This window comes from Candidatus Baltobacteraceae bacterium, assembly GCA_035502855.1.
In the GTDB taxonomy this organism is placed as follows: domain Bacteria; phylum Vulcanimicrobiota; class Vulcanimicrobiia; order Vulcanimicrobiales; family Vulcanimicrobiaceae; genus Aquilonibacter.
Window position 1 is genome coordinate 1 of sequence record DATJTX010000002.1, and the last position, 25,384, is coordinate 25,384.

At 63.4% G+C, this 25,384-nt stretch carries 21 protein-coding genes; 12 read left to right on the plus strand and 9 right to left on the minus strand.

The window, feature by feature from the left end; all coding sequences use genetic code 11:
• A partial coding sequence (locus tag VMF11_00350; protein ID HTU68742.1) for an ABC transporter ATP-binding protein occupies positions 1–608 on the minus strand: 608 nt, incomplete at its 3' end.
• 90 nt (positions 609–698) lie between these two features.
• Between VMF11_00350 and uraD the strand changes: the two genes are divergently transcribed.
• From uraD to uraH, 3 genes are read left to right on the plus strand one after another with little or no spacing between them, the layout of a single operon-like run.
• Complete coding sequence (gene uraD, locus VMF11_00355) at positions 699–1,208, plus strand: 2-oxo-4-hydroxy-4-carboxy-5-ureidoimidazoline decarboxylase (GenBank protein ID HTU68743.1); 510 nt, start codon at positions 699–701, stop codon at positions 1,206–1,208.
• Positions 1,205–2,401: a urate hydroxylase PuuD gene (locus VMF11_00360; protein HTU68744.1), complete on the plus strand. Its 1,197-nt coding sequence runs from the start codon at positions 1,205–1,207 to the stop codon at positions 2,399–2,401. Before uraD ends, VMF11_00360 begins: the two co-directional genes overlap by 4 nt.
• Positions 2,402–2,731 carry a hydroxyisourate hydrolase gene (uraH, locus tag VMF11_00365; protein ID HTU68745.1) on the plus strand — a complete coding sequence of 110 codons (330 nt, stop codon included), beginning with the start codon at positions 2,402–2,404 and terminating at the stop codon, positions 2,729–2,731.
• Here the strand turns inward: uraH and VMF11_00370 are convergent.
• The 3 genes from VMF11_00370 to puuE are packed head-to-tail and all read right to left on the minus strand — an operon-like array spanning position 2,711 to position 5,251.
• Positions 2,711–3,097 (minus strand): gamma-glutamylcyclotransferase, encoded by a 387-nt coding sequence (locus VMF11_00370; GenBank protein HTU68746.1) that lies wholly within the window; start codon positions 3,095–3,097, stop codon positions 2,711–2,713. The genes uraH and VMF11_00370 overlap by 21 nt on opposite strands.
• A gap of 14 nt (positions 3,098–3,111) precedes the next feature.
• Positions 3,112–4,344: a M20 family metallo-hydrolase gene (locus VMF11_00375; GenBank protein ID HTU68747.1), complete on the minus strand. Its 1,233-nt coding sequence runs from the start codon at positions 4,342–4,344 to the stop codon at positions 3,112–3,114.
• Between the two features lie 10 nt (positions 4,345–4,354).
• Complete coding sequence (puuE, locus tag VMF11_00380; GenBank protein HTU68748.1) at positions 4,355–5,251, minus strand: allantoinase PuuE; 897 nt, start codon at positions 5,249–5,251, stop codon at positions 4,355–4,357.
• Positions 5,252–5,276: 25 nt separating this feature from the next.
• On the opposite strand from puuE, the gene VMF11_00385 reads away from it, so the two are divergent.
• Both VMF11_00385 and VMF11_00390 read left to right on the plus strand, forming a co-directional pair.
• Positions 5,277–6,716: an FAD binding domain-containing protein gene (locus tag VMF11_00385; GenBank protein HTU68749.1), complete on the plus strand. Its 1,440-nt coding sequence runs from the start codon at positions 5,277–5,279 to the stop codon at positions 6,714–6,716.
• Positions 6,713–8,902, plus strand: a complete 2,190-nt coding sequence (locus tag VMF11_00390; GenBank protein ID HTU68750.1) for a xanthine dehydrogenase family protein molybdopterin-binding subunit — start codon at positions 6,713–6,715, stop codon at positions 8,900–8,902. Before VMF11_00385 ends, VMF11_00390 begins: the two co-directional genes overlap by 4 nt.
• Here the strand turns inward: VMF11_00390 and VMF11_00395 are convergent.
• On the minus strand, positions 8,846–10,210 hold the full coding sequence (locus VMF11_00395) for an 8-oxoguanine deaminase (GenBank protein HTU68751.1): 1,365 nt from the start codon (positions 10,208–10,210) through the stop codon (positions 8,846–8,848). The genes VMF11_00390 and VMF11_00395 overlap by 57 nt on opposite strands.
• Positions 10,211–10,304: 94 nt before the next feature.
• Here VMF11_00395 and VMF11_00400 point away from each other — a divergent pair, with 94 nt between their 5' ends.
• The gene (locus tag VMF11_00400) at positions 10,305–10,826 is read left to right on the plus strand and encodes a Uma2 family endonuclease (GenBank protein HTU68752.1); all 522 of its coding nucleotides are present in this window, start codon (positions 10,305–10,307) and stop codon (positions 10,824–10,826) included.
• Positions 10,827–10,831: 5 nt separating this feature from the next.
• On the opposite strand, the gene VMF11_00405 is transcribed toward VMF11_00400, so the two are convergent.
• Positions 10,832–12,322 carry an efflux RND transporter periplasmic adaptor subunit gene (locus tag VMF11_00405; GenBank protein ID HTU68753.1) on the minus strand — a complete coding sequence of 497 codons (1,491 nt, stop codon included), beginning with the start codon at positions 12,320–12,322 and terminating at the stop codon, positions 10,832–10,834.
• Positions 12,323–12,521: 199 nt separating this feature from the next.
• On the opposite strand from VMF11_00405, the gene VMF11_00410 reads away from it, so the two are divergent.
• From VMF11_00410 to VMF11_00420, 3 genes are all read left to right on the plus strand, one after another.
• Positions 12,522–12,701: a hypothetical protein gene (locus VMF11_00410; GenBank protein ID HTU68754.1), complete on the plus strand. Its 180-nt coding sequence runs from the start codon at positions 12,522–12,524 to the stop codon at positions 12,699–12,701.
• A complete protein-coding gene (locus tag VMF11_00415; GenBank protein HTU68755.1) occupies positions 12,701–13,396 on the plus strand; it encodes an NAD(P)-binding domain-containing protein in 696 nt (231 codons plus the stop codon). Before VMF11_00410 ends, VMF11_00415 begins: the two co-directional genes overlap by 1 nt.
• 1,709 nt (positions 13,397–15,105) lie before the next feature.
• Positions 15,106–17,286 (plus strand): N-6 DNA methylase, encoded by a 2,181-nt coding sequence (locus tag VMF11_00420; protein HTU68756.1) that lies wholly within the window; start codon positions 15,106–15,108, stop codon positions 17,284–17,286.
• A gap of 1,124 nt (positions 17,287–18,410) precedes the next feature.
• Here VMF11_00420 and recR read toward each other — a convergent pair.
• From recR to dnaX, 3 genes are read right to left on the minus strand one after another with little or no spacing between them, the layout of a single operon-like run.
• Entirely contained in the window at positions 18,411–19,067 is a 657-nt protein-coding gene (gene recR, locus VMF11_00425) for a recombination mediator RecR (protein ID HTU68757.1), read from the minus strand.
• A gap of 37 nt (positions 19,068–19,104) precedes the next feature.
• The gene (locus VMF11_00430) at positions 19,105–19,410 is read right to left on the minus strand and encodes a YbaB/EbfC family nucleoid-associated protein (protein ID HTU68758.1); all 306 of its coding nucleotides are present in this window, start codon (positions 19,408–19,410) and stop codon (positions 19,105–19,107) included.
• 5 nt (positions 19,411–19,415) lie between these two features.
• Positions 19,416–21,038 (minus strand): DNA polymerase III subunit gamma/tau, encoded by a 1,623-nt coding sequence (dnaX, locus tag VMF11_00435; GenBank protein HTU68759.1) that lies wholly within the window; start codon positions 21,036–21,038, stop codon positions 19,416–19,418.
• Positions 21,039–21,089: 51 nt separating this feature from the next.
• Here dnaX and VMF11_00440 point away from each other — a divergent pair, with 51 nt between their 5' ends.
• The 3 genes from VMF11_00440 to VMF11_00450 all read left to right on the plus strand — a co-directional run.
• Positions 21,090–22,784: an ATP-dependent DNA helicase RecQ gene (locus tag VMF11_00440; GenBank protein HTU68760.1), complete on the plus strand. Its 1,695-nt coding sequence runs from the start codon at positions 21,090–21,092 to the stop codon at positions 22,782–22,784.
• 2 nt (positions 22,785–22,786) lie between these two features.
• On the plus strand, positions 22,787–24,472 hold the full coding sequence (locus tag VMF11_00445; GenBank protein ID HTU68761.1) for a hypothetical protein: 1,686 nt from the start codon (positions 22,787–22,789) through the stop codon (positions 24,470–24,472).
• A gap of 53 nt (positions 24,473–24,525) precedes the next feature.
• Positions 24,526–25,384 (plus strand): hypothetical protein (locus VMF11_00450; protein ID HTU68762.1); only part of this gene is annotated, 859 nt, incomplete at its 3' end.

The window sequence follows — 25,384 nt, forward strand, 5'->3', positions numbered from 1 at the left end:
ATGATGGTGATGCCGGCCTTCTCGTTGAGCTCTTTGAAGATACGCATGACGTCTTCGCTGGTTTTGGTATCGAGTGCGCCGGTTGGCTCGTCGGCGAGGATGAGGCCTGGGTTATTCACCAGCGAGCGCGCGATCGCGACGCGCTGTTGCTGTCCGCCCGACATTTGATTCGGGTGATGCTGCGCGAGATGGTCGACACCGACGACGTCCATCATCGTGTGCGCGATCCGCGCGCGTTCCGCGGCGGGCACGCCCGCGTACACCATCGGCAGCTCGACGTTTTCGAGTGCGCTCGTGCGCGGGAGCAAGTTGTACGCCTGAAACACGAAGCCGAGACGCCGGCTGCGAATGTCGGCCCGGGCGTCGCCATCGAGATGCGAGACGTCGGTGCCTTCGAAAAAGTAGCGACCGGCGGTGGGGTTGTCGAGCAGACCGGTGATCTGCATGAACGTCGATTTGCCCGAGCCCGAGGGGCCCATGACGGCGACGAATTCGCCGGCCTGAATTTCGAGATCGATGCCGGCGAGTGCGATCACCTGGCCGTCGCCGAGCGAATAGACTTTGCGCAAGCCTTCGACTCGGACGACCGGTTCCAGTGTGCGTTCCACGATGTATTCCTCCAACCACATCGTAGGTCGCCCGCTTGAGGCGCCGTGGCAAGCGGGGTTAGAGGCGGGTGAGAGCCGAAACGGCGCGTGATGACGCTCGCGCAGCTCAACCAGCTCGACGATGACGCCTTTGTCGCCGCGGTCGGTCCGATCTATGAAAATACCGCCTGGATTGCGCGTTACGCGGTCCCGGCACGCCCGTTTTCAAGCCTCGAAGCGCTTGCCGCCACGCTGGCCCAGATCGTCGTCGACGCCAACGAAGGCGATCGCATCGCGCTGATCGCCGCGCATCCGGACTTGGCCGGGCGGCTGGCGCGCGAGGGGCGCTTGACTCCCGCGTCGACCTCCGAGCAAGCTTCCGCCGGCCTCGATCTGCTCACGCCGGACGAGCGCGCGCGCTTCGATACGCTCAACGCCGCGTACCGCGAACGCTTCGGCCTGCCGTTCGTGATCTGCGTGCGCGAGCACACGAAGCGTTCGATCCTCGATGCGATGGAGGCGCGGCTCGACAACGACCTGAGCGAAGAGATCCGCACGGCGCTGCGCGAGATCAACAAGATCGCGCAGCTGCGCTTGAGCGACGCGGTGAGCGGGCCGTGACGCCAGCGTACGCGCTCGATTGGCTCAATCTCCTCGTGCGCTGGTTTCACTTCGTCGCCGGCATCTCGTGGATCGGCGCCTCGTTCTACTTCGTGTGGCTCGACAACCATCTCGTTGCGCCGCTCAAACGCGACGACGCGGAGGAGGGCGTCTGCGGCGAGCTCTGGTCGGTTCACGGCGGCGGCTTCTATCACAATCAGAAATACTTGACCGGGCCCACGCGCGAACCGCTGACCCACGACCTGCATTGGTTCAAGTGGGAAGCGTACTCGACGTGGATTTCCGGCATCGCGCTGATGGCAATCGTCTATTGGGCCGGCGCGCGTACGTATCTGATCGATCCGAGCGTCATGGCGCTCTCTCCCTCGGCCGCGATCGCGATCAGCATTGCCTCGCTCTTCATCGGCTGGTTCGTGTACGACGGACTCTGCCGCGTGCTCGAACGCCGGCCGCGCCTGCTCGCGGCGAGCATCGCGCTCTTCCTGATCTTCACCTCGTGGGCGCTCTATCACGTCTTCAGCGGCCGCGCGGCGTTTTTGCACGTCGGCGCGATCATCGGCACGATCATGGCCGCCAACGTCTTCTTCGTGATCATTCCGGGACAGCGCCGCATGCTCGCGCAAATTCGCGCCGGTCAGCGCCCCGATCCGCGGCCGGGGATGCTCGGGAAAATGCGTTCGGTGCACAACACCTATCTCACGCTGCCCGTACTCTTCCTGATGATCAGCAATCACTACCCGATGCTGTATTCGGGTGCGTACGGATGGCTGGTGCTCGTCGCGCTCGCCGCTGCCGGCGTGCTGGTTCGGTATTTCTTCATCCTCACCCACAAGGCGCGCTTGGTGTGGGCGCTTCCCGCCGCCGCCGCGGTCGTCATCGTCGCAACCGCGATTTCACTCGCACCGCGAATGACGGCGAGCGCCGGCGCAACTCCGGTGAGTTTCGCGCAGGTTGCGCCGATCTTCGCGCAGCGCTGCGCCGTCTGTCACGCCGCGCATCCGACGCAGCCCGGGTTCGACGTCGCGCCGGCCGGCGTGCTGCTCGATACGCCGGCACACATCGCCGCCAACGCCCCGCGCGTACTCGCCCAGGCGGTGCAAACGCAGGCGATGCCGCTCGGCAACGTCACCGGCATGACGCAGGCGGAGCGAACGCTGGTCGGAACGTGGATCGATCAAGGAGCAAAGATCTAGATGGCATCACTGAGCACGCACGTTCTCGATACGGCACGCGGTACGCCGGCGAGCGGCATCGAGGTCACGCTCCACCTCATCGGCGCCGCCGCGCGCGAGATCGCCCGCGGCACCACGGATGGCGACGGACGCATCGCGGCGTCCTTCGGCGGCGCGCTCGCGCCGGGCATCTACGAACTGCGATTCGGCGTGCGCGCGTATTTCGAGAAACACAAAACCTCGTCGCTGTACGACGAGGTTCCGGTGCGTTTCACGATCGCCGTCGAGGAGCATTATCACGTGCCGCTCTTGCTCTCGCCCTTCGGGTATTCAACCTACCGCGGAAGTTGACGCCTTATACGCGGCCCAGCCGCCGAAGTGCGAGATGTCGGGATAGCCGTGCTTCTCGATCAACTCGCGCGGGTAGAGCATCGCCTCCGCGTGCGATCCGTCGTCCATCTCGATCGTGACCTGATACATGTCGGGCGGCTCGCCCGCCATCAGCGAGGCATGCTGCTGCGGCGTGAGTTCGTAGAGTTCGCCCAGGATCGAAATGCCGCCGCTCTCGACTTCGTAGATGCCCGGATGCCAACCGTTTTTTACGGAATGCAGGCGATATTTGGGCGCGGTGCGCGCCGCTCCGAGTAACGTCGCGCCGCCCAGATTCCGGTTGTCGGGTTGTCCGGTCAGCGCCGAACCGCAGATGAAGAATCGCATAGCGCGTTTCGATTCTAGTCGAGCGCGCGATCGACCTCGACGATCGCGCCGGCGAGCGCTTCGACGCCGAGCAGCAGATCGCGCTCCGCGGTGCGCTCTTCCGCGACGTGGCTGCTGCCGCCGATGCTGGGCACGAAAATCATCGCGGCCGGCACGATCTTGCCCAGGCTCATCGCGTCGTGCCCGGCTCCGCTCGGCAGGTCGGCGTGACGTTCGCCCAGCGCATCGATCGCCCGGGCGATCGCCTCGCGCAACGCCGGCGTCATCGCCGTCGCGCTGCGCCGTTCGAAGGCTTCGATCTCGACGCGGACGCTGCGTTGCGCTTGCACGCGCGCGATCGCGTCGTTGAGATAGGACTCGATCGCATCGAGTCTGCGTTCGTCGGGCGAGCGCAGATCGAGCGAAAACGTGACGCGATTTGGGATCACGTTCGTGCCGTTCGGCTCGACGATCATGCGACCGACGGTCGCGACCGCATCGCCGGTCTCGCGCGCCGCGCTTTCGAACGCGAGCACGAGGTCGGCAGCGGCGCACAGCGCATCCGAGCGCAGGCTCATCGGCACCGTGCCGGCGTGTCCGCTGCGCCCAACGACGGTCGCGCGCAGGCGCCGCTGCGCGGCAATCGCGGTGACGATTCCCAGTGAAAGCCCCAGCTCGTCGAGTACCGGTCCTTGCTCGACGTGCAGTTCGAGGTAAGCGGCAACGTCGCGCTCCTCGCGGATCGGCACGTCGTCGAGCAACCCGCCCTCGGGCGAGGCGAGCGCGTCGGCGAACGCGACGCCGTCATCGCCGATCATCGTCATCACCGCAGCTTCGTCGCTCAGTCCCGCGAAGACCGAACTGCCCAAAGCGCCGAGCGGAAAACGGCTGCCCTCTTCGCCCGCCCACGCGACGGCTTCGAGCGGGTGCGCCGTGCGAATGCCGCGCGCATCGAGCAGTTCCAACGCACACAGCGCAGCGACGACGCCGTACGCGCCGTCGTACGCACCGCCGGTCGGCACGGTGTCGAGATGCGACCCGATGAGGATGGGTTTGCGGCCGGTGCGCCCGCCCTCACGCCGCGCGAAGAGATTGCTCACGCGATCTTGCATGACCGCAAAGCCGCTCGCTCGCGCCCACGAAGCGACGAGCGCGCGCGCGGCACGCTCCGGCGGCGTGAGCAGCGCGCGATCGATGCCGTGTTCGTGCGCGCCGAGCACGCGCAGCGCATCCAAACGTTCGACGACGTTCAACGTTCGCGCGCTCATCGTAAGGCGCTCATTGCGGCGGGTGGTTCGCGATCCAATGGCGTGCGATGTCGACGCGGCGGCAGATCCATACGTCGTCGTGCTCGAGCACGTAATCGAGAAAACGTTCGAGCGCGGCGGTGCGGCCGGGGCGTCCGGCCAGTCGCGTGTGCAATCCGACCGACATCATCTTCGGCTGCGTCGCGCCCTCGCGATAAAGCACGTCGAACGCGTCGCGCATGTACTCGAAATAGCCGGCGGGCGACGAAAAGCCGGGCGCGACCGAGAACTTCATGTCGTTGACGTCGAGCGTGTACGGGATCACCAGATGATCTTTGCCGCTTACCTTCGTCCAATACGGAAGGTCGTCGTTGTAGGCGTCGGCGTCGTAGAGAAACCCGCCCTCTTCGACGACCAAGCGGCGGGTGTTCTCGCTCGGCGCGTAGCGGCAATACCATCCATAGGGGCGCTCGCCGGTCGTGCGCGCGATCGACGCGACCGCTTTGCGCATCTCCTCGCGTTCTTGCGCTTCGTCCATGTTCGCAAAACTCACCCACCGATAGCCGTGCGAGCAGACTTCGTAGCCGGCTTCGCGAATCGCGTGCGCCGCCTCCGGATTGCGTTCGAGGGCGAGTGCCGCACCAAAGACGGTAATTTGGAGCTTGCGTTCGGAAAAAGCGCGCATCAGGCGCCAGAGTCCGGCGCGGCTGCCGTACTCGTAGATCGACTCGACGATCAGATCGCGTTTGCCGGGGCCCAAACTCGCGCCCGGCACTTCGGTGAGATACGTCTCGGACATGCCGTCGCCGTCGGGGATCGAATACTCCGACCCCTCCTCGTAATTCATGACGATCTGCAGCGCGAGGCGCGCGCCGCCCGGCCATTTCGGGTCGGGCGGCTTCGCCCCGTAGCCGATCATGTCGCGCATAGCGGCTCATTACCGATGCGCGAAGATGGCATCCTTGCGCGCGTGCGGAAAATATCAGCCTCCCATGTGGTGGCAACAGGTTCTCCAACCCCGATCCCTGGCCGAGGCGCTCGCGTTCCTGGCGAAGGCTGACGAACAGACGCGCATCGTCGCCGGCGGCACCGACGTCCTGGTCGAACTGCAGCGCGGCGTCAAGCCGGCGCGCACGCTGATCGACGTGAGCAAGCTCACCGCGCTGAAATACGTGCGCGCCGAGGGCGAAGCCATCGCCATCGGCGGTTTGGCGACACACAACGACGTGCTGGCCTCGCGCGAGTGCATCGAGTATGCGCTGCCGCTGGTGCAAGCTTGCGCGGAGGTCGGCGCGCCGCAGATTCGCACGCGCGGCACGATCGCCGGCAATCTGGTCACCGCATCGCCCGCGAACGATACGATCGCGCCGCTGGTGGCGCTCGATGCATCGATCGAACTCTTCAGCGCGACGCAGACGCGCGTGTTGCCGGTCGAGCAGTTCTTCACCGGCTTTCGTACGACGGCACTGCGGCGCGATGAACTGATCACCGCGATTCGCTTTCCGAAGCTGCGCGCGGATCAGCGTGGGTTGTTCTTGAAACTCGGGTTGCGGCGCGCGCAAGCGATCTCGGTGATCGACGTCGCGTTCGTGCTCACGTTCGATGGCGAGACCGTGCGCGACGCACGCATCGCGCTGGGCTGCCTCGCGCCGACGATCGTGCGCGCGCGCAGTGCGGAGGCGTATCTGCGCGGCAAGCGGCTCGACGCGGCAACGCGCCGTGAAGCCGCGCGGCTGGCCGGCCACGACGCGGCGGCGATCGGCGACGTGCGCGGATCGAAAGCCTACCGCGAAACGACGCTGGCGGTGTTCATCGACGAAGGATTGGAACGCATCGCCGAGCGCCGTCACGCCGACGGATTGCTCGACCCGCCGGTGCTGCTCGAGAGCGGGGAGGGAACGTCCGTGCCGGCGGCGCCGTTCGAGGGCGCGATCGACGCGACGATCAACGGCCGTGCGATGCGCCTGGCCGGCGCGGCCGGCAAAACGTTGCTCAACGCGCTGCGCGAGAACGCGCATCTCACCGGTTCGAAAGAAGGCTGCGCCGAGGGAGAGTGCGGCGCGTGTACGGTTTGGCTCGACGGCATGGCGGTGATGTCGTGTCTGGTTCCCGCGGCGCAAGCGCACGGCACGACGATCACCACGATCGAAGGACTCGCGAGCGGCGAGCGGCTGCATCCGCTGCAGCAAGCCTACATCGATCGCGCCGCGGTGCAGTGCGGCTTCTGCATTCCCGGCATGCTGATGGCGGGTGCGAAGCTGCTCGAGGAGCATCCCTCTCCGACGCTCGCGCAACATCAAAGCGCGATCAGCGGCAACCTCTGCCGCTGCACCGGCTATCGCAAGATTCTCGATGCGATGATCGCGGCGAGCGCGCGCGAGGCGCGGGTATGATCGGCAAGCCGGTTCCGCGTCCGGACGCGCTCGGCAAAGTAACCGGCTCGGCGAAGTATCCCGCGGATTTGGTGCGCGACGATCATCTGCGGCTCAAGGTCGTCTTCGCGCAACGCGCGCACGCCCGCGTTCGCTCGATCGACGATAGCGCCACGCGCGCGGTGCCCGGCGTGGTGGCGGTGCTCACCGCCAAGGACGTGCCGCACAACCGCTACGGCCTGATCAGTGCGGATCAGCCGCTGCTCTGCGACGACGTCGTGCGCTTTTATGGCGATCGGGTCGCGCTGGTCGTGGGCGAGACGCAAGACGCCGCCGATGCGGGCGCGCGCGCGATGCGCGTGAGCTACGAGGATCTGCCGGTCGTCGACGACGCGCGCGCTGCGATGGAGCCCGGCGCACCGCTGGTGCACGCCGATCGCGCGAGCAACGTGCTCGAACACGTGCGCATCCGGCGCGGCGACGTCGATGCGGCGTTCGCGCGCGCGGCGGTCGTCGTCGAAGGCGCGTTCACGACCTCGTGGCAAGAGCACGCGTATCTGCAGCCCGACGCCGGCATCGCCTATTACGAAGGCGATCGGCTCGTCGTCGAAACCGCCGGGCAGTGGCTGCACGAAGATCGCCGGCAGATCGCCGAGATGCTCGCGCTCGATCCGGAGCAGGTGGTGATCCGCTATGCGAAGATCGGCGGCGCTTTCGGCGGACGCGAAGATTTGAACGTGCAGCCGCTGCTTGCGCTGGCGACCTGGAAACTCAAACGTCCGACCGCGATCGTGTGGAGCCGCGACGAGTCGATCATCGGCCATCACAAGCGTCATCCGTACTCGATTCGCTCGAAGTGGGCGGCCGCGAAAGACGGTACGATCCTCGCCGCGCAGACCGAGCTGGTCGCCGACGGCGGCGCCTACGCGTCGACCAGCGTCGAAGTGCTCAAAGGTTCGACGCTCTTCGCCGGCGGTACGTACGCGGTCGAAAACGTCGCAACCGACGGGTACGCGGTCTACACCAACAACGTGCCGGCAGGCGCGTTCCGCGGCTTTGGCTCGCCGCAAGCGCAGTTCGCGGCCGAGATCATGGTGACGCGCCTCGCGCACGCGCTCGACATGGATCCGGTCGAGATTCGCCGCCGCAACATCTATCGCGAGGGCGATCTCCAACCGACGCGCGCGCCGTTACCCGCCGGCGTCGGCGCGCTGCCGGTGCTCGAGCGCTGCGTGGCCGAAGCGCAAACGCGTTTCGGGTACGGTCATCCCGATCCGCGGCCGAAGACGCATCTGCGCCGCGGGATCGGCATCACCTCGGGCATCAAGAACGTCGGCTATTCCTTCGGCTTTCCCGAACAGGCCACGGCTACGGTCGAGCTGTACGGCACGCGCGCGATCGAACGCGCGGTGGTGCGTGTCGGCGCGGCCGAATGCGGCCAAGGCGCGCACACGGTGCTGCGCCAGATCGCCGCGGCCACGCTCGAGGTGGAGCTCGACGCCGTCACGATGATCACCGACGATTCGTCGGAAGCGCCGAATGCTGGCAGCGCTTCCGCGTCACGTCTGACGCTGATGGGCGGACGCGCGGTGCACGACGCCGCGCTCGCGGCTCGCGCCAAATTCCCCGGGCCCGATGCCAAGGCCACCGTGCAATATCGTCCGCCGCGTACGACGATGCTCGATCCGCAGACCGGCGAGGGCGTTCCCAACTATTGCTACGGCTACGTCTCGCAAGCGGTCGAAGTCGAGGTCGACACGCGCACCGGTCTCGTACGCATTCTGCGCGTCATCAGCGTGCACGACGTGGGCCGCGCGATCAACACGCAGCAAGTCGAAGGACAGATCGAAGGCTGTCTGGCGCAAGCGGTGGGTTACACGCTCACCGAAAATTTGATCGCGCGCGAGGGCAAGATCCTCACGCCGTATTTCAGTACGTACTTGTTGCCGACCACGCTCGACATGCCGGCCGAGGTGTATCCGGTGCTGCTGGAACTGGCCGATCCGAACGGTCCGTTCGGTGCGCGCGGCATGGCCGAGATGCCGCTGGTGCCCTTCGCCGCGGCGGTCGCAAGCGCCATTCACGCCGCCACCGGCGCGTGGGTCACGCAGCTGCCGATGACGCCGGAGCGCGTGCTCGAAGCGATCGCCTCAGCGCAGCTCGTCGCGAACGAGCGCGCGCGCGATCCGGTTGTGCCGCTCGATTAACGCCGGCAGATCGAGATCGACGAACGCGCCGCCGCGAATGCGCGCGCGGCCGTTGACGATCGAGAGATCGACGGTTCCCGGACGGCAGAACACGAGCGCCGCGAGCGCATCGTGCACCGCGCCCCCGGCCAAGCCCAACGCATCGAGGCGATAGCCGATGACGTCGGCCGCCATGCCCGGGGCGAGCGCACCGATGTCGTCGCGGCCGAGCACCGCCGCGCCGCCGCGCGTCGCGAGCCGCAGTGCATCGGCGGCGCTCATCGCATCGGCGCCGCCGGCGATGCGCTGCAGCAGCATCGCTTGGCGCGCTTCTTCCAGCATCGCGGAGGAATCGTTCGAGGCCGAGCCGTCGACACCGAGTCCCACGCGCGCGCCGGCGCGTTCGAGCGCGCGCACCGGCGCGATGCCCGAGGCGAGGCGCATGTTCGAGCTGGCGCAGTGCGCGATGCCGGTGCGCGTTACGCCGAGCCGCGCGATTTCGGCAGCGTTCGGATGCACCATGTGCGCGTGCCATACGTCCTCGCCGATCCAGCCGAGTGATTCGGCCAGCTCGACCGGACGCAGGTCGAAATGTTCGAGACAGTACCGTTCTTCATCCAGCGTTTCGGCCAGATGCGTGTGCACGTGCACGCCGTTGCTGCGCGCCAGCGCGAGCGTTTCGCGCATCAGATCTTGCGAGACGGAGAAGGGCGAGCAGGGCGCGAGCACGATGCGCGTCATCGCGTAGCGCGCGGGGTCGTGATACCGTTCGATCGCGCGCTGCGAGTCGCGCAGAATTTCGGCTTCGTCTTCCACGCACGAATCGGGCGGGAGACCTCCGCGCGATTGGCCGAGCGACATCGAGCCGCGCGCGGCGTGAAAGCGCATGCCGAGCTGTGCGGCCGCTTCGAGTTGATCCTCGATCCGCGCGCCGTTCGGCCAGAGATAGGTGTGATCGCTCGAGGTCGTGCAGCCGCTGAGCATCAGCTCGGCCATCGCGACCGCGCTCGAGACGCGCACCGCTTCGGGCGTGAGCCGCGCCCAGATCGGATAGAGCCGCACGAGCCACTCGAAGAGCCCGACGTCTTGCGTGCCCGGTACGTTGCGTGTGAGCGTTTGGAAGAAGTGATGATGGGTGTTGATCAGGCCCGGCAGCAGGATCATTCCGCGCGCGTCGATCACGATGTCGGCGGTTTCCGGCAATTGCGCCGCCGGACCGACGCGTTCGATGACGTTGTCGCGAATCAGAATCGAGGCGCGATCGGCGATCGCACCGTCGTCGTCGAACGCGGCGACGACATCGGCGTCGCGCAACAGCAGCGTTCCCACGATCTTCCGCTTTCGGTCACCCCATCGGAACCGCCTCGCCACTAGACAGACCGCGGCCTCGGCGTGATATGGTCAGCGTGAGGATTCAACCATCATGCCGCACGCGATCGACGAGAAGCCCTACACCGAAATCCTGGCCGGCCGGGCAGTCCGCAAAGTGAGCCCGCAGCGGCGCCATGCGGTCCTCCAGCTGCGCCTCGCCACGCTCGTTGCGCGTCTCGCGGGCGACCGCGGTGATGTCGGAACCGAGTGGCGCTTTTACATGAACGCCCCGGGCGATCCGCGCACCTCGCTCGTACCGGATATCGCGTTCGTCGCACGCGAGCGTCTCGACGCGCTAACGCCCGACAAGCGCGAACAGCCGCCGCTTTCGCCCGACGTGGCGATCGAGATTCGCTCTCCTGCCGATCGCATCGCCAACGTGGAGTGGAAGATGCGCGCCTATCTCGAGATGGGTGGGACGCTCGCGCTCGATGTTCTTCCCGAGAGCGAAGAGATTCGCGCCTTCACCCGCGACGGCATGAAAACGTTCGGGCACGGCGATCGCTTTACGTGCGAGGCCGTGCCCTGGCTGGAATTCGACGTCGCGGAGATCTTCGCCGACCTCCGCGACTAGCGTCCCTACTGGATGCCGCGGGTTGCGCCGCGGGAAGGCGTACCGCCGCCGGCGAGCGGGTTACTCGAACCCGACTGCGCATGCTGGGCTTGGTAGTTGCCTTTCGCATTGCCCTTGTGCGAGCCGCCGCTCATCGACGTGACCACGTTCTCGCCCGCGCTCAGCGTTGCGCCATCGAGCGGACTCACCGCCGCTTGCGTCGAGGTGACCAGGCCGACCTGCACCGGCACGCGCACCAGTTTCTTGCCTTGTTGCACCATCAGCGTGGCGTCTTCACCTTGCGTTACCGCGCTGGCCGTGCTGGCGCCGCCGCCCCACGGACTGGCTGCCGCTGTGTCACCCTGAGCCTGTCGAAGGGTGGCATGCACCGCGGTAACCGGAACAACGAGCGCGTTGGGCGCGCTTGCCACGTCGATCGTGGCGTTGGCCGTCATGCCCGGGAGCAGTTGGCCGGTCGTGTTGTCGACGTCGACCACCACGTCGTAGGTGACCACGTTGTTCACGGTCGTCGGGTTGATGCGCACCTGCGTGACCTTGCCGTGGAAGACTTGGTTCGGGTAGGCGAGCACCGTGAAGTCGACGTTATCGCCCTGTTTCACGCCACCGATATCCGGTTCGCCGACGTTGATGTCGACTTCCATTTGATTCAGGTTCTGCGCGATGAGGAAGAGCGTAGGCGTCTGCAGCGAGGCAGCGACGGTTTGACCGATCGAGACGTCGCGTGCGACCACCGTGCCGGTAACCGGCGAGGTGATGACGGTGTTGTTCAGGTTGACTTGGTCTTGCGCCACCGTTGCGGCCGCCGCTTGCGCTGCGGCTTGCGCCGCCTGCGCGCCGGCGCCCTGCGCTTGTGTCTGGGCCTGCGTTTGCGCGTAGGCCGCTTGCGCCTGCGCTACCGCGGCTTCGTCTTGCGCGACCGTCGATTGGTCTTGCTGCACGGTTTCTTGCGCGATGTACCCTTCGCTCAAGAGCGTTTGATCGCGCGTGAGCTGCTCTTGCGCCACCGTCAATGCGGCTTGCGCTTTGGGAATGGCGGTCTGCGCGGCGTTCGCGCCGGCCGCTTCGGCGCTCGTGTTCGCGCCGGCCTCGGCTGCTTCGGCTTGCGCTTGCGCAAGGTTAGCTTGCGCTTGATCGAGCTGATCTTGAATCGTGCTCGGGTCGATGCGCGCGAGAACCTCGCCCTTGGTAACTTTCGAATTGTAGTCGACGTAAAGTTGCGAGATAGTGCCCGAAACTTGCGTGCCGACCGAAATGCTGTTTTGCGGATTGACCGTTCCCGACGCGGTGACCGATTGGGTGAGCGTTTGCTGCACGACGGGCGCCGTGACGACTTGCACCGCCGAGCGAGCGCGCACCATGAGCGTGCCTGCGATCAGGACCACGATCAGGAGTGCAGCCAGCGCAGCGAGCAGCCAACGCGGCACCCGGCTGAAGAGCTGCCCGAAGGCGCCGAGGCCTGGGAAGCCCGCTGGGAGCGGTAGCGATTGTGCTGACATGGTGTATTCCTCCGCTGCCAGCGTACGGCGGCGCCCTGACGGCCGATGGTTATTTGGGTTAGTACCTGGTTAGGGTCGCCCGACTGCGCGAGCCGCAGGACAGCCACTGTCACCCTGAGGTGCGAGCCGCAGGCGAGCCTCCCGTCACCCTGAGGTGCGAGCCGCAGGCGAGCCTCGAAGGGTAGGGTACTATGGCGCCATGAGTACAGAACGCGAGAAGCCACTGTCCCCCAAAGAAGCCGAATCGATGGGCCGGCAAACCGAGACGCATACGCTCGGTGAAAAGATCAGCGACCAAGTCGTGTACGGCGACACTGAGTCGGTTGAAAACGAAGACCAGATGGATGCGCATCACGCCGAGTCCGACGAGCATGTCTAATGGACATCGGGATCATCGGCGCCGGAAACATCGGCGGCACGCTGGTACGACGTTTAACTAAGCTCGGGCATCACGTGAAGGTCGCGAACTCGCGCGGCCCGGAGACGCTTGCCGATCTCGCGCGCGAAACCGGCGCGAGCGCGGTCGACGTGCGCGACGCGGTGCGCGACGTTAAGGTCATCGTGGTGTCGATTCCGATGAAACACGTGCCGGACTTGCCGAAAGGCTTGTTCGCGAATGTCGACGCGCGCGTCGCGGTGATCGATACGTCGAATTATTATCCGCGCCAGCGCGACGGGCGCATCGACGCGATCGAAAAGGGGATGGCCGAGAGCCGGTGGGTGGAGCAGCAAATCGGGCATCCCGTGATCAAGGCGTTCAACAACATCTATGCCGAGCACTTATACGAAGAGGGACGGCCGTCGGGTGCGCCCGGCCGGATTGCGCTTCCGATTGCCGGCGACGACGCGCACGCGAAGATGGTCGTCATCGATCTCGTCGATCAGCTCGGCTTCGATCCGGTCGATGCCGGCGGCCTCGAGGATTCGTGGCGACAACAACCCGGCACGCCGGTGTATGCGCGCGACTTCGACACTGCCGGCGTCCGCAGCGCGCTCGCTCACGCAACGCGCGAACGCACACCCGAATGGCGCGCTAGCGACGCCAGCCCAGGTAGTTACGAGGAACCGAAGTAAGTGGGACTGAAACCTGCCCCTCCGAAGAGGTGGAAACCGTGGCCGTCAGACCGAGACGCATACGATCGGCCAGAAGACCAAATGTTTTCGCAATCGTGCGATGCAGTACGGAGTGGCCCACTCGCGATCTCGATCAAGACGCTCGCGCAACATCTCGGGTTCATGTGGCGCGACACGCACCCGTTCGGCGCGGCTTCCATCGAATGGTACGATCGCTTCGCACACGGCGACGTATCCGGAAAGGAGCGGATACTCTGCAATGAAGACGATTGCTACGCTACGCGCGCCTTGTCGGACGCGATCAGGCTTTATCACCTGACCCTCTTCCAGCCCCCCGCCTGGTGTTCTCGCCCCGCTAACCGTCGAGCGTTCAATCAAGGGCGTTACTCCAGTCCACGTCCGCCGTTACTCGCACCCTCAAAACAACGATGACGCGTAACCCTTTGCGCTCACGTGGATTGGCCGCGTGCGTCGCGCGCGGTGTCGGGGGTCACTGGCGTCGGTAGCGCACTGTTTTCAGCTGGCGTTTGCCGGCACAGCTCCACTCAAAATGCCAGCCATATGGCCGAAGCGCCCCTCATAATTCCCTCATTTAGTAGGCGGATGGAATGGCAACCACTAAGTATAGTAGTATGAGTCGCCTTGGAACGCGCTATCTCGGGTCTAAGGCCAGGGTCCTTCGTCCACTCTTGGAGTTAATTGGACGACCACGGACACAAGACGCGCGATTTATCGACGGCTTCGCTGGTACCGGCATTGTGAGCCAGGCCGCGGCGAACGTGGGATGGAGGGTAACCGCAAACGATACGTTGACGTCGGCTACCGTACTAGCCACGGCACGGTTGACTAGTGCCGCCTCGACCCCATTCGCTGCCCTGGGCGGTTACAGCTCGGCGCAGGCGGTCCTGAACGGGACACCTGGAGTGCCCGGCTTTCTGACGCGCGAGTACTCGCCATTCCCCTCGGGTGCTCAGCGAATGTACTTTACCGTCGAAAACGCGATGAAGATTGACGCCATTCGGCTCAAGATAGGAGAATGGCGCACCGCGGGACTCATTTCCGACCTAGAGCAGAATCTGCTCATCGCGGATTTAATCGAGGCGGCAAACTCGGTTGCGAACACGGCCGGTACATACGGTTGCTACCTTAGTTCATGGACATCTTCCTCGCAGCAAAACCTGTATCTTGCGCGAAGAGCCTTACGCGCGAACCCGGTCGAGTTCACCGTGCTAAATTCTGACGTGTTCACGATTCGCAGCGCAGTGGTCGACACCGTTTACCTTGACCCCCCGTACACGAAGAGGCAATATGCCGCTTACTATCACATACTCGAGACAATAGCTCTTTATGATGAGCCAGCCGTCTCAGGTGTCACTGGATTGCGCCCTTGGAAAGACAAGGCCTCCGTTTTTTGCTATAAGCGCAAAGCACTTTCTAACATTCTTCGACTGATTGAACAGCAGAAAGCTAATCGTATTCTACTCTCCTACAATTCTGAGGGCCATGTCGCCCTAAACGAGCTTGTCGACAAGCTAGCGGAGATTAGAAACGTTACTCTCCATGAACTTGGGGCGGTGGGGAGATATGCGTCAAATGGATCAAACGCAACTGGATCTCCGACGGAATATCTAATAGAAATGCTACCCGTCGGGACGCGAGTCACAACTATGGCAGCATCCCAAGATCGCCTACTGTCTCTGGTATAGCAGATGGCCATAGATTTGAATTATCAAGCGAGAGCGCTCCAGGTTTCGCTCTCCGCCCTAGAATTCGGGCTGTCGGATCTCGATCGCGCTCATCACAGCTCAGCAATGATGCAGGTGCTCGAGGACGCGGCCTGTCTTATCTCTGGACTCGACGCGAAGGAATATGCTTCCGTGTTCAAAGAGCGACGCCCAATGCGTCGCAAGTTATCCCAACGACTCGCCCGCGACGTTGCCCTTACTATCGCAAGCGGCGAGATCGGCTTTCCGCCCTCGGTCGCGTTAGCAACGCTCGTCGAAGAATGTCAGCGGCGATCCAGCAAGAGAAAACTCTCCGGATCGTTTTATACTGACTACCGTCTCGCTCGTATCCTTGTCCGGGGCCTAGAACGCGTTAGCGATCCGATCTTGCTGGATCCAGCCTGTGGTTCGGGTTTGCTCTTGGCAGCGGCGGCGCTTCAGATTGCGCCCAGCGATCTTTTGCGGAGATCCGACTTCATTGCCAACGGCCTTTTTGGCATTGATATAGACGCTAACGCGATCCGCGGTGCAAGACTCGTGCTTGCGTCCATGGTGAACTCAATCAGCGCAGTGATGTCAGCCTCTAAACACCTGCTTCTTCAGGACAGCTTGGCCGAGAACGCATGGTCGGACGCGACCTACACTCACGTGATCTGCAATCCTCCGTGGGAGCGCTTAGCGCTGACGCAGTACGACGTGCTCCGGAGCAGGGGCGTGGATGTTATTTATGGCGCACCCATCCCTTCCTTTCATTCCGAGACGCACGCTGCAAAGCAAGAACGCCGGCTTTACGCCAAAATGCTCAGGGAGAAGACGATCGCTCCCGATCTGAGGCAAATTGACCTCTCAGCATGCTTTCTCGAACTGGCAATCTCGGGACTCCGACTGGGCAGAACGCTTCGATATCTAATGCCAGGTTCGTTGATACGCGCGGCATCGTTTGGGCGTCTACGCGAAAAACTGTTCAGTGACTCCGAGTCAGTCGAAATTTCAATCTTCGACAACCGCGCAAAGTTTTTCGAGGCCGATTCCCGCCTGAAGTTTTGCATAGTCTCCGCGAAGGGTAAGGGTGCTGGAGGAGTTAGACAATCAATTTCCATCGACCACGGCTTCGTGCAAAACGACGTGGTTAGGCGAACGAAGAGCCTCGTTTTTGACCAAAGGGATGTGGCTCGTATCAGGCCTGACCTCACAATACCGGAGATTCGTTCGCGCGAGGAATGGACAATCTTTGCTTCCGCTTCAAGGCATATGGCTTTCGGCAACTCACAGGTTTGGAACCCCAGGTTTTTCCGCGAGCTTGATATGACCATGGATCGCGAGCTATTTCATCGTCGAGACGCGAAAACGACGGTTCCGCTCGTGGAGGGACGGCACATTACGCATTACCGACACGATACGAAGGCTTTTGTCAGCGGTTCAGGACGCTCCGCCGTCTGGAAGGTGCTAAGTGCGGAGAAGCCGTGCGCAATCCGGCCGCAATACTTCGTTGATCGCGGCGATGCAACGGATCGAGTTGGCAGTCGCCTAGATAGATGGCGCGTCGGATTTTGCGATATAGGCGGCCAAACAAATGAGCGCACTTTTGTATCTGCACTAATCCCACCTGGCGCCGCCTGCGGAAACAAGGTTCCGACAATGGATTTTGCAGACGATCTCGATGGATTCGTTTCGGCTGCTTTCCTGGGCATAAGCAATAGCTTCATTTTTGACTGGCTCGTCAGGCGTGTCGTGAGTACTAGCATCAACTTCTTCATTCTAAGAAGCCTGCCCATGCCTGCCGTCGAACGGACGTCCTCTGTTTGGAGGCAACTTGTGGGAGCTGTGCACCGGCTAGGCGTCTGCCACCATGCCCACAACAACGCAGCGCGCCCAAGCGCATTGGGCGCTGCCGTACTTCGACGTCACGTGGACTTTGCAGCGGCGGAATTATACGGCATCACCGCCGGACAGCTCGATCTGATATTGCGTGATTTTCCGCTGCTGGATCGGTCCCAGCCCCCACTTCCTGGAGAGCGTGGATCTACGGTCACTCGGGATTACCTTCTTTCGCAAGCATATACGCGGCCCAGTTCCACAAGAAAGTGGAAGCTGTACTACGATCGGTACGAGCGGGCCGCAGCGATCGGGGCAATACCGTACGTGACATCACAGCTCGCGCTATAAGGGGAAATCGAGGCTCAATAGGGTTGCCTTTCCCTCGCGAGGGATTCCCTAATGGCTAGCGCCGTTCTGTCGATCCGTCCCCATCTCGCCGAGGCAACCGGTATCTTTCGTCCTTCGATCATCTGCAAATAGTGCATCATCGGCGTGCTGGCCGCCTTAACAATGACGACCTCTCCCGCCTGGCCTACGAAAAATAGTCCTCGATCAAACGCCCAGTGATGCGTCCTGCAAAGGAGCAGACCATTGCACGGATGCGTTGTACCCCCGCGCTCAACGGGTACGACATGAGCGGCCTCAACCTCAAAGGCGGCGGCATCCTCGAGTTCCAGGCCGCAGACGGCACACTTTGGATCATACAAGTCGAGGAGCTCCGACCTTAGTTGCGCCTGCCGCTTTCGATATTGAACCAGCGTTAAAGTCTTCTCGGTCCCTCCAAGAGGCCCATTGTATTTTCGACGAGCCTTCCTCCGACGTGTAGCTGCTGCCGCTGTTCGCACAGAAGTGGTGGATCCGACGCCAATCACTTTCACGCTGGGAAGTTTCAGCGTAAGAGCATCGTTCGCGGAAGGTTCGACGCCGAGATAGCGTAGGATTCCGAATTGATCCCAGTCTTCTAAAATGGCTAGGGAATCGCGCCGACCCATGATCATCGAAATTAGCGCATACAGATGGTCCGTTGCGCTTACACCGCCAGCTAGCATCCCTACGTATGTGCTTCCCGATTCCGTTCTACATATCCAAAGAACGATCGGTGGTATGCGACTGCTGCGGCGGGCCGGAAACCCCTCGGCCTCGGTCCAAGCGGGGTGGCGATCTAAATCCTGGCGAGTGATGCGCCATTCGTCGTGGCGCGCAGCCTGCTGCACAGCTTGCAGTGTTGCCCTTTTTAGCGTACCGACAGCCACAGCGTTGTCAAGCCAATGCCCTGCGGTTGCGGCATCAAAAAAGGAGTTAATGTCATCGCGCCGACCGAACCTTATGTCCTTTTGGCCGCCACCCCCGCCGCCGGGCGCAGCGCGGCCTCTCATTGCGTTGAACGTCGTCTTGTTCAGACGCCTAAATACGATCGCCCTTACGGATTCGCTCATTCCACCCCACCACGTAGCGCTAGCGCCTAAGAGCGGCTATAATGCGCGTCTTCCGTCCAAAGCCCTTGCTAGTGTCACTTCGTCAGCGTAGTCGAGATCAGCACCGATAGGAAGGCCGTAGGCCAAACGGCTCACTGTCGCTCCAAGCGGTTGCAGCAGCCGTAAGAGATACAGCGCTGTCGCTTCCCCCTCGGCGTTTGGGTTGGTAGCAAGGATGATTTCGGTTGGATTCTCCAAGCCAATCCGCTCTACCAGCTCTCTCACTCGGAGCTGCGCGGTGCCGATGCCGTCCATCGGCGAGATCAATCCACCGAGGACGTGGTAGCGGCCCTTGAACGCGCCGGTGCGTTCGATCGCGTAGATGTCTTTCGCTTCCGCGACGACGCAGATGATCGAGCGATCGCGCTCCTCATCGGTGCAGATATCGCACGGATCGTCTTCGGTCAGCGAAAAGCACACCGAGCAGAAGCGCACTTTGTCTTTCACCGCGAGAATTGCTTCGGCGAGAGATTGCGCTTCGTTGCGCGGGCGGTTCAACAAATGAAACACCAATCGCGCGGCTGTCTTAGCACCGACGGTTGGGAGTTTCGAAAACTCGTTGATGAGCGCCTGGACGGGACCGGTGATGGAGCCGCTTTTTGTGGGCACTATGCGGTCCCTCGCCCTTCGAGGCTCGCACTTACGCGCTCGCACCTCAGGGTGACACGCTTCGCGACTCTCGGGATGACAATCACAGTCCCGGGATTTTCATTCCGCCGGTCAAGCCGCCCATGCGTTTTTGCGCGGTTTCGTTCGATTTCGTCAGCGCGTCGTTGACGGCGACGGTCACCAGATCTTCGAGCGTTTCGACGTCGTCGGGATCGACGGCGTCTTTGTTGATGCTGACCGCTTTCACACGTTGATCGCAGGTCATATCGACCGTCACGAGGCCGTTCGCGGCGCTGCCTTGCACGACGGTGTTCGCAAGCTCTTCTTGCGCTTTCACCATCTCCGCTTGCATCTTCTTGACCTGCTGCATCAGTTGCGCTTGATTCATCGTCGTTACTTGATCCGTTCGTTGGCGTAGCCGAAAAGTTCGTCGGCGCTTTCTTCTTCATTCGCCGGTGGATCCGCTGCGCGTTCCGCGGGCGGCGGGGCGCCGGCTTCGAAGCGCACGTGCAGCTTCGCTCCCGTGACGTCGGCGATCGCCGACTCGAGCAGCTTGGCGTTGTCCTTCAAGATGTCGGCTTCGAAGGGGCTGCGCAGCTTGAGCACGACCGCGTTGCCGTCGATCGCCTCCACCATCGCGCCGGAGAGCGGCGCGCGCAGCGGCGGGCGCTCTGCTTCCACCTTGGTGCGAATGCTCTGCCAGCCGGCGCGGAGTTTCTGCAGCGTCACGGGGGTGTCGCCCTTCGAGACGCTCGCCTTCGGCTCGCTCCTCAGGGTGACAGGTTGCGCAACCGCGCTCGAGGGGACAGGTGGCGACGCTTCGGTCGTGGGGACAGGTGGCGACGCCGCGCTCGCGGGGACAGAAGCTTCGGTCGCGGGGGGCGCCGGAGGCGCCTTTTCAACCGAAGCGGCGCGACCGGAGGGAGCGGCGCTACCTTCGCCGACTTCGAGGATCAGCCGGAGCAACGCCGTCTCGAGTTCGAGGCGCGGGTTGGCGCCGGTGCGGGCGAGGCTGGCGGCGTCGGCCAGCACGCGCAGCGCGCGGATGATGAGCGCTTGCGGCACGTCGCCGGCGCGTTCGCGCGCGCGATCGGCGTCTTCGGGCGCGAGGTCGCGGGTGAGCAGATCGGGGTCGAGCCGGGCGACCAGCAGATTGCGGAAGTTCGCGATCAGCGCGCGGATCAGCACCACCATGTCGCTGCCGGCGTCGCTGGCCTCCTCGATCACCCGCAGCGCCCCGCCGGCATCGTGTGCAACCACGGCGTCCAGAAGGGTGTTGGCATGGTTGCGACCCGTCGCTCCAAATGCGAGATCGATCACCGCGGTCGTAATCGGCCCGTCGGCAAATGCGGCCGCCTGTTCCAACATCGTCAGCGCGTCACGCAATCCACCATCGGCTCGATACGCTAATGCAGCCAGCGCGGCTTCGTCGATCGCGATGCCTTCGTACGTTGCGATCTCGCGCATCCGTTCGATCATCACCGGAATCGCGATGCGGCGGAACGCATACCGCTGACAACGAGAGAGGATCGTTACCGGCAATTTCTCAGGTTCTGTCGTCGCAAGAATAAACACCGCATGTGCCGGCGGATCCTCAAGCGTCTTTAAGAACGCGTTGGCACCCTCTTTAGTGAGCATGTGCGCTTCATCAATGATGTACACTTTCATGCGCATCACACTTGGTGCGAATTTTACTGCTTCTCGCAAGGAGCGGATTTCGTCGATGCCGCGATTACTCGCGGCGTCGATCTCCAACACGTCCAGCGCCGTGCCATTGAGCATCGCGACGCAATTTTCGCAGGTATTGTCGGGATGAGCAGTCGGCCCTTGCACGCAGTTGATACACCGCGCCAAAATTTTGGCGGCCGACGTCTTGCCCGAACCACGTGGACCCGAAAACAGATACGCGTGGGCGAGCTTGCCGGCCTCGATAGCGTGGGTCAGCGTACGAACGACGGCGTCTTGCCCAACAAGGTCCGCAAACGACTTTGGGCGCCAGGTACGGTAAAGGGACACCGTTTCAAGATTCGCGCCGCCCGTTTGGCTCGGCCTGCTAGCGGGTATGTTATGCTCTACACAGGGGAGGCCTTCGAACTCGTCGTGGATTACCGTTCCGCTCTTCAAGAGAAGTTCGGATTCGAACGCTTTTATCCGGGTCAAGAAGAAGTCGTGTCACGCGTCATGTCGGGGCAGGACACGCTTGCTATTCTCGCAACGGGCGCCGGCAAAAGTCTCACCTATCAACTCCCCGCGCTCTTACTCGAAGGCACCACCGTCGTCGTCTCGCCGCTGATCGCGCTCATGAAAGATCAGCTCGACATGCTGCGCGAACGCGGCGTCACCGACGTCGTCGCGCTTAACTCCACGCTCTCCGAAGAGCAAGAGCTGCGCGCCCGCGCGCGCATCGCCGAAGGTACGATCAGGATCGCCTACACGACGCCCGAAAAACTCGAGGACCGCAACTTCCTCGAACTCTTACAGTCGATCAAAGTTCCGCTTTTCGTCGTCGACGAAGCGCACTGCATCTCGCAGTGGGGGCACGACTTCCGTCCCGCCTATCTCGCGCTCGGCGCGGTGATCAAGCGCCTCGGCCGTCCGACCGTGCTCGCCCTCACCGCAACCGCCACGCCCGCGGTGCGCGAAGATATCTTGCATCAGCTGGGCATCGAGCACGTCAAACCGATCGTCAAGGGATTCGATCGTCCGAACCTCCAGTACGAAGCGCGCAAGGCCGACAAAGAAGCCGACAAGCTCAAGATCTTGCAGTCGCTCTTCGCCGGCGACGACGCGCTCGAAGGCACCGGCATCATCTACACCGCGACGATCAAGAACGCGCTCGAAGTGCAGCGCTTCCTCACCGACATGCTCCACATCCCCGCCGCGGTCTACCACTCGAAGCTGCACAAAGAAGATCGCACGCTCGTGCACGAGTGCTTCATGAACGAGACGATTCGCGCCGTGGTTGCGACCAATGCCTTTGGTCTGGGCATCGACAAGCCGAACATCCGCTTCGTGGTGCACTACGATCTGCCGGGTTCGCTCGAAGCCTACACGCAAGAAGCCGGACGCGCCGGCCGCGACGGCCTACTCTCGCGCTGCATTCTGATTTACCGCATGAGCGACACGCGCGTGCAGAACTACTTCCTCACCGGCAAGTATCCCGACATCGAAGAAGTGCAGCGCGTCTTCGGCACGATCGAAGTCTTCGGCGGTCAGGCCGACGGCGTCTCGATGACCGACCTGCGCAAGATCTTGCAGTTGCCGCTCACCAAGCTCAAAGTGATTCTCGCGCTGCTCAAGAAGTCGGGCTACATCGAAGCCAGCGGCAAGTCGGCCTACGGGCTCACCGAGGCGGTGCGCAAGAATCGCGATCTGGTGCTGAGCCTCGCCAACTACGAGACGAAGAAATCCTACGATCAATCGAAGCTCGCGATGATGTTGCAGTACGCGGAGAATACCTCGTGCCGCCGGCGTTTCATCCTCAACTACTTTGGCGAAGACTTCGAGACGGTCAACTGCGGCAAGTGCGACAACTGCTTGCGCAGCGCGGCGCGCGCGCTGAGCGCACCGGCGAGCGCCGGCGTCACCGCCGCGTCGACGGGGGCCTACAAGATCGCCGACGTAGTAAAGCACGCGAAGTTCGGCATCGGCACGATCGAGCGCGCCGAAAAGGACCTCGTTACCGTGCTCTTCCCCAACGTGGGATATAAGACGCTTCTCGCATCGGCGGTATCTCGGGTCGAGACGGCGAAAATCGCCTGACCTTGCGTTTTGAACGAATTGCGATCGTCGCGCTCCTGTACGGCGCCGCGCTATGCGGCGCTGTTTCCGTCCGCGCGCAATCCACGCCGGCGCCGGGCGTAACGCCCACACCCTTCGCGCAACCGCTGCTCTCGCCGTCGCCCTCGGAATCGCCGGAAGCGTCCGAATCGCCGGCGCCCTCGGGGTCACCGCAGTCACCAACGCCCACGCCGACGCTCACACCCACGCCGACGCCGCCGCCGATCACCGTCTCGCCGAACGTCGCGTACATTCCGGTCGGCAGCACGCAGACGTTGACCGTCAACGGCTCGCTCGGCAACCTCACGGTGACGCCGGCGACCAGCACCTTCTACACGATGACGATCGATCAAGACGCGCGCACGATCACGCTCACCGGCACCGCGCCCGGCGCGGGAACGATCACGATCACCGATACGCGTGGGGTGAGCGCATCGGTCGGCGTCCGCGTCGCCTATCAGGCGGGCGCGCTGCCGCAGCCGTTCACGGTGCGCGTCACCGGCGATCCCGCCGGCCGCGACTTCTTACAGAGCCTCGTCGTACGGCAGATTTTGAAATTCACGATGCTGCGGCCCGGCGCGCAAGCGATCGTCGCACCGGGCGACGTCGGCCTCACGAGCGATCTCGCCCAAGACACCACGGTCACCGTCGACGTGCCGGTGCTGCTGCAAGGCCTCAACTACTTCGCCGTCAGCGGCACCGTGCCGGTGACGCTGCAGAACGTCGCCGTGCCGCGCATCTCGCCCGACATCTTGATGGTGAGCGACTTTCCCGAGAAGCTGACCGAGAACGGCATTCTCTTCGAAGCCGATCTCAAACGCGAAGTGCCCTCGCGCTTCTTGTACTACCACTACAATCCGCCCGGACAGCCCGATCGCCGCATCGTGCTCGTGGCGCAGAACGAATCCGTGGAACCGGCGACCGTGCAATACATCAGCGGGCGCGGTTCGGCCAAATACGAGATGGAAGCCGGTCACGCCGCGACCAAAGATTTTCTCGTCGACGTCGTGCAGAATCAGGGGCGTTTGCTGCAGATTCCCGGCAACGCGACCGAAGTGATCGCGACGCAAGAGATGCCGGCCGGACAGATCGTGACCAATCTCCTGCAGCTGCGCGTGCTGGAAGGCAGCACCGTGCACCTCACGCTCGTCGCGCAGGACGCAAGCGACGATCCCGAGACCGCGCTGACCACCGGTAAATTACTCACCAGCACCGTGCGGCACGCGCGCGGCATCTACACGATTCCCGAATTTCACTTCGCAACCGAGTGGAACGTCAACGATCCCTATCTCGACATGCCGATCGGGCAGATTCCGCTACCGAACTCGATGCAGGGCGAGGCCCTCTCGGGCGATTACGGCGTGCTCGAGTCGTTTGTGGTGAACGTGCAGAACCCACTGCCTACGCCGCAAGCGATCGCGATCTACGAAGAGCCGCGCGGCGGCAGCGCAACCGGCACCTATCTCATCGACGGCACGCTGGTGCAGTCACACCAAGTCAAAGCCTTCACGCGCTACAAGATTCGCGAATACGTCGTGCCCGCGAAGGGCTTCGTGCGCGTCACGATCGTGACGATGCCCGAAGCCGGCTCGAGCCTGCCGCTGAATCTGATCTTCGCACCCGACGACGGCTCGGTCGCGCCGGGAGGACCTGGGTCACCAATCTACTGAAGTAACCCCGCGTTATGGGGTGTGGGCGTTTCTTGCGTTTGATCGCAGGCACGATGCTTTGCTGTTTCGCATGCACCGCGTGCGGTGGCGGCGGTGGTGGCAGCGGCTCGGCGCCGGCCACGAGCAATCCCGCGCCCACCGTGGCGCCCTCGATGACGACCGCCAGCGGCACCGTCGTCGACGACGGTACCGGTTCGCCGCTCGCCGGCGTGAACGTGAAGCTGATGCCGTGGTCGCCGTGCGGCGCGACACCGTCGCCGGCGACGTCGATCACGCCGCAGAACGACGGCTGCCCGACGCCGTTGCCCTCACCGCAAGCAACGACCGCGTCGAACGGCACTTTCGTGCTCAACGGCGCACCCAACGGACATTATCTGCTGATCATCGGTGCGGACGCGGTTGCGACCGTGCCGCCGGGATACACGACGCCGCCGAGCAGCTGCGCCGGCACGTGTCCAACGCCTTCGCCGGTACCCGGTGCGCCGATCCAAGCCACCGTGCACGACAACGTCACGCTCACCGGCGGCAATCAAACACTCGTCGCGCCGACGCTGCCGACGGTGCCGTCGGGCTACACCGCGCCGGCGTGGGAGACCAACGGCGATTATCGCCTGGCAACGCTCAACGCCACGAGCGAGATGCCGTGCCTGATCGCGTGGCAGTACGAACGCGCGCAAAATTCGCTCGCCGGATCGAGCGTAGACGAGTGGCTGCTCGAAAATGTACGGGCTGGAAATGCATACGCCCAAGTAGCCTCTGCGGGATCGACGTATTCGATCTTGAGCAGTGGCAACGATCCCGTCACGGGCGGCGTCGCATGCGCACAATCCATCGGTGACGCGTTCGTAGGTCCGAATGCTGTTTACTCATACGCGACCGATCCGCGAACGCTGTGGTTCGCCGGGCAGTATT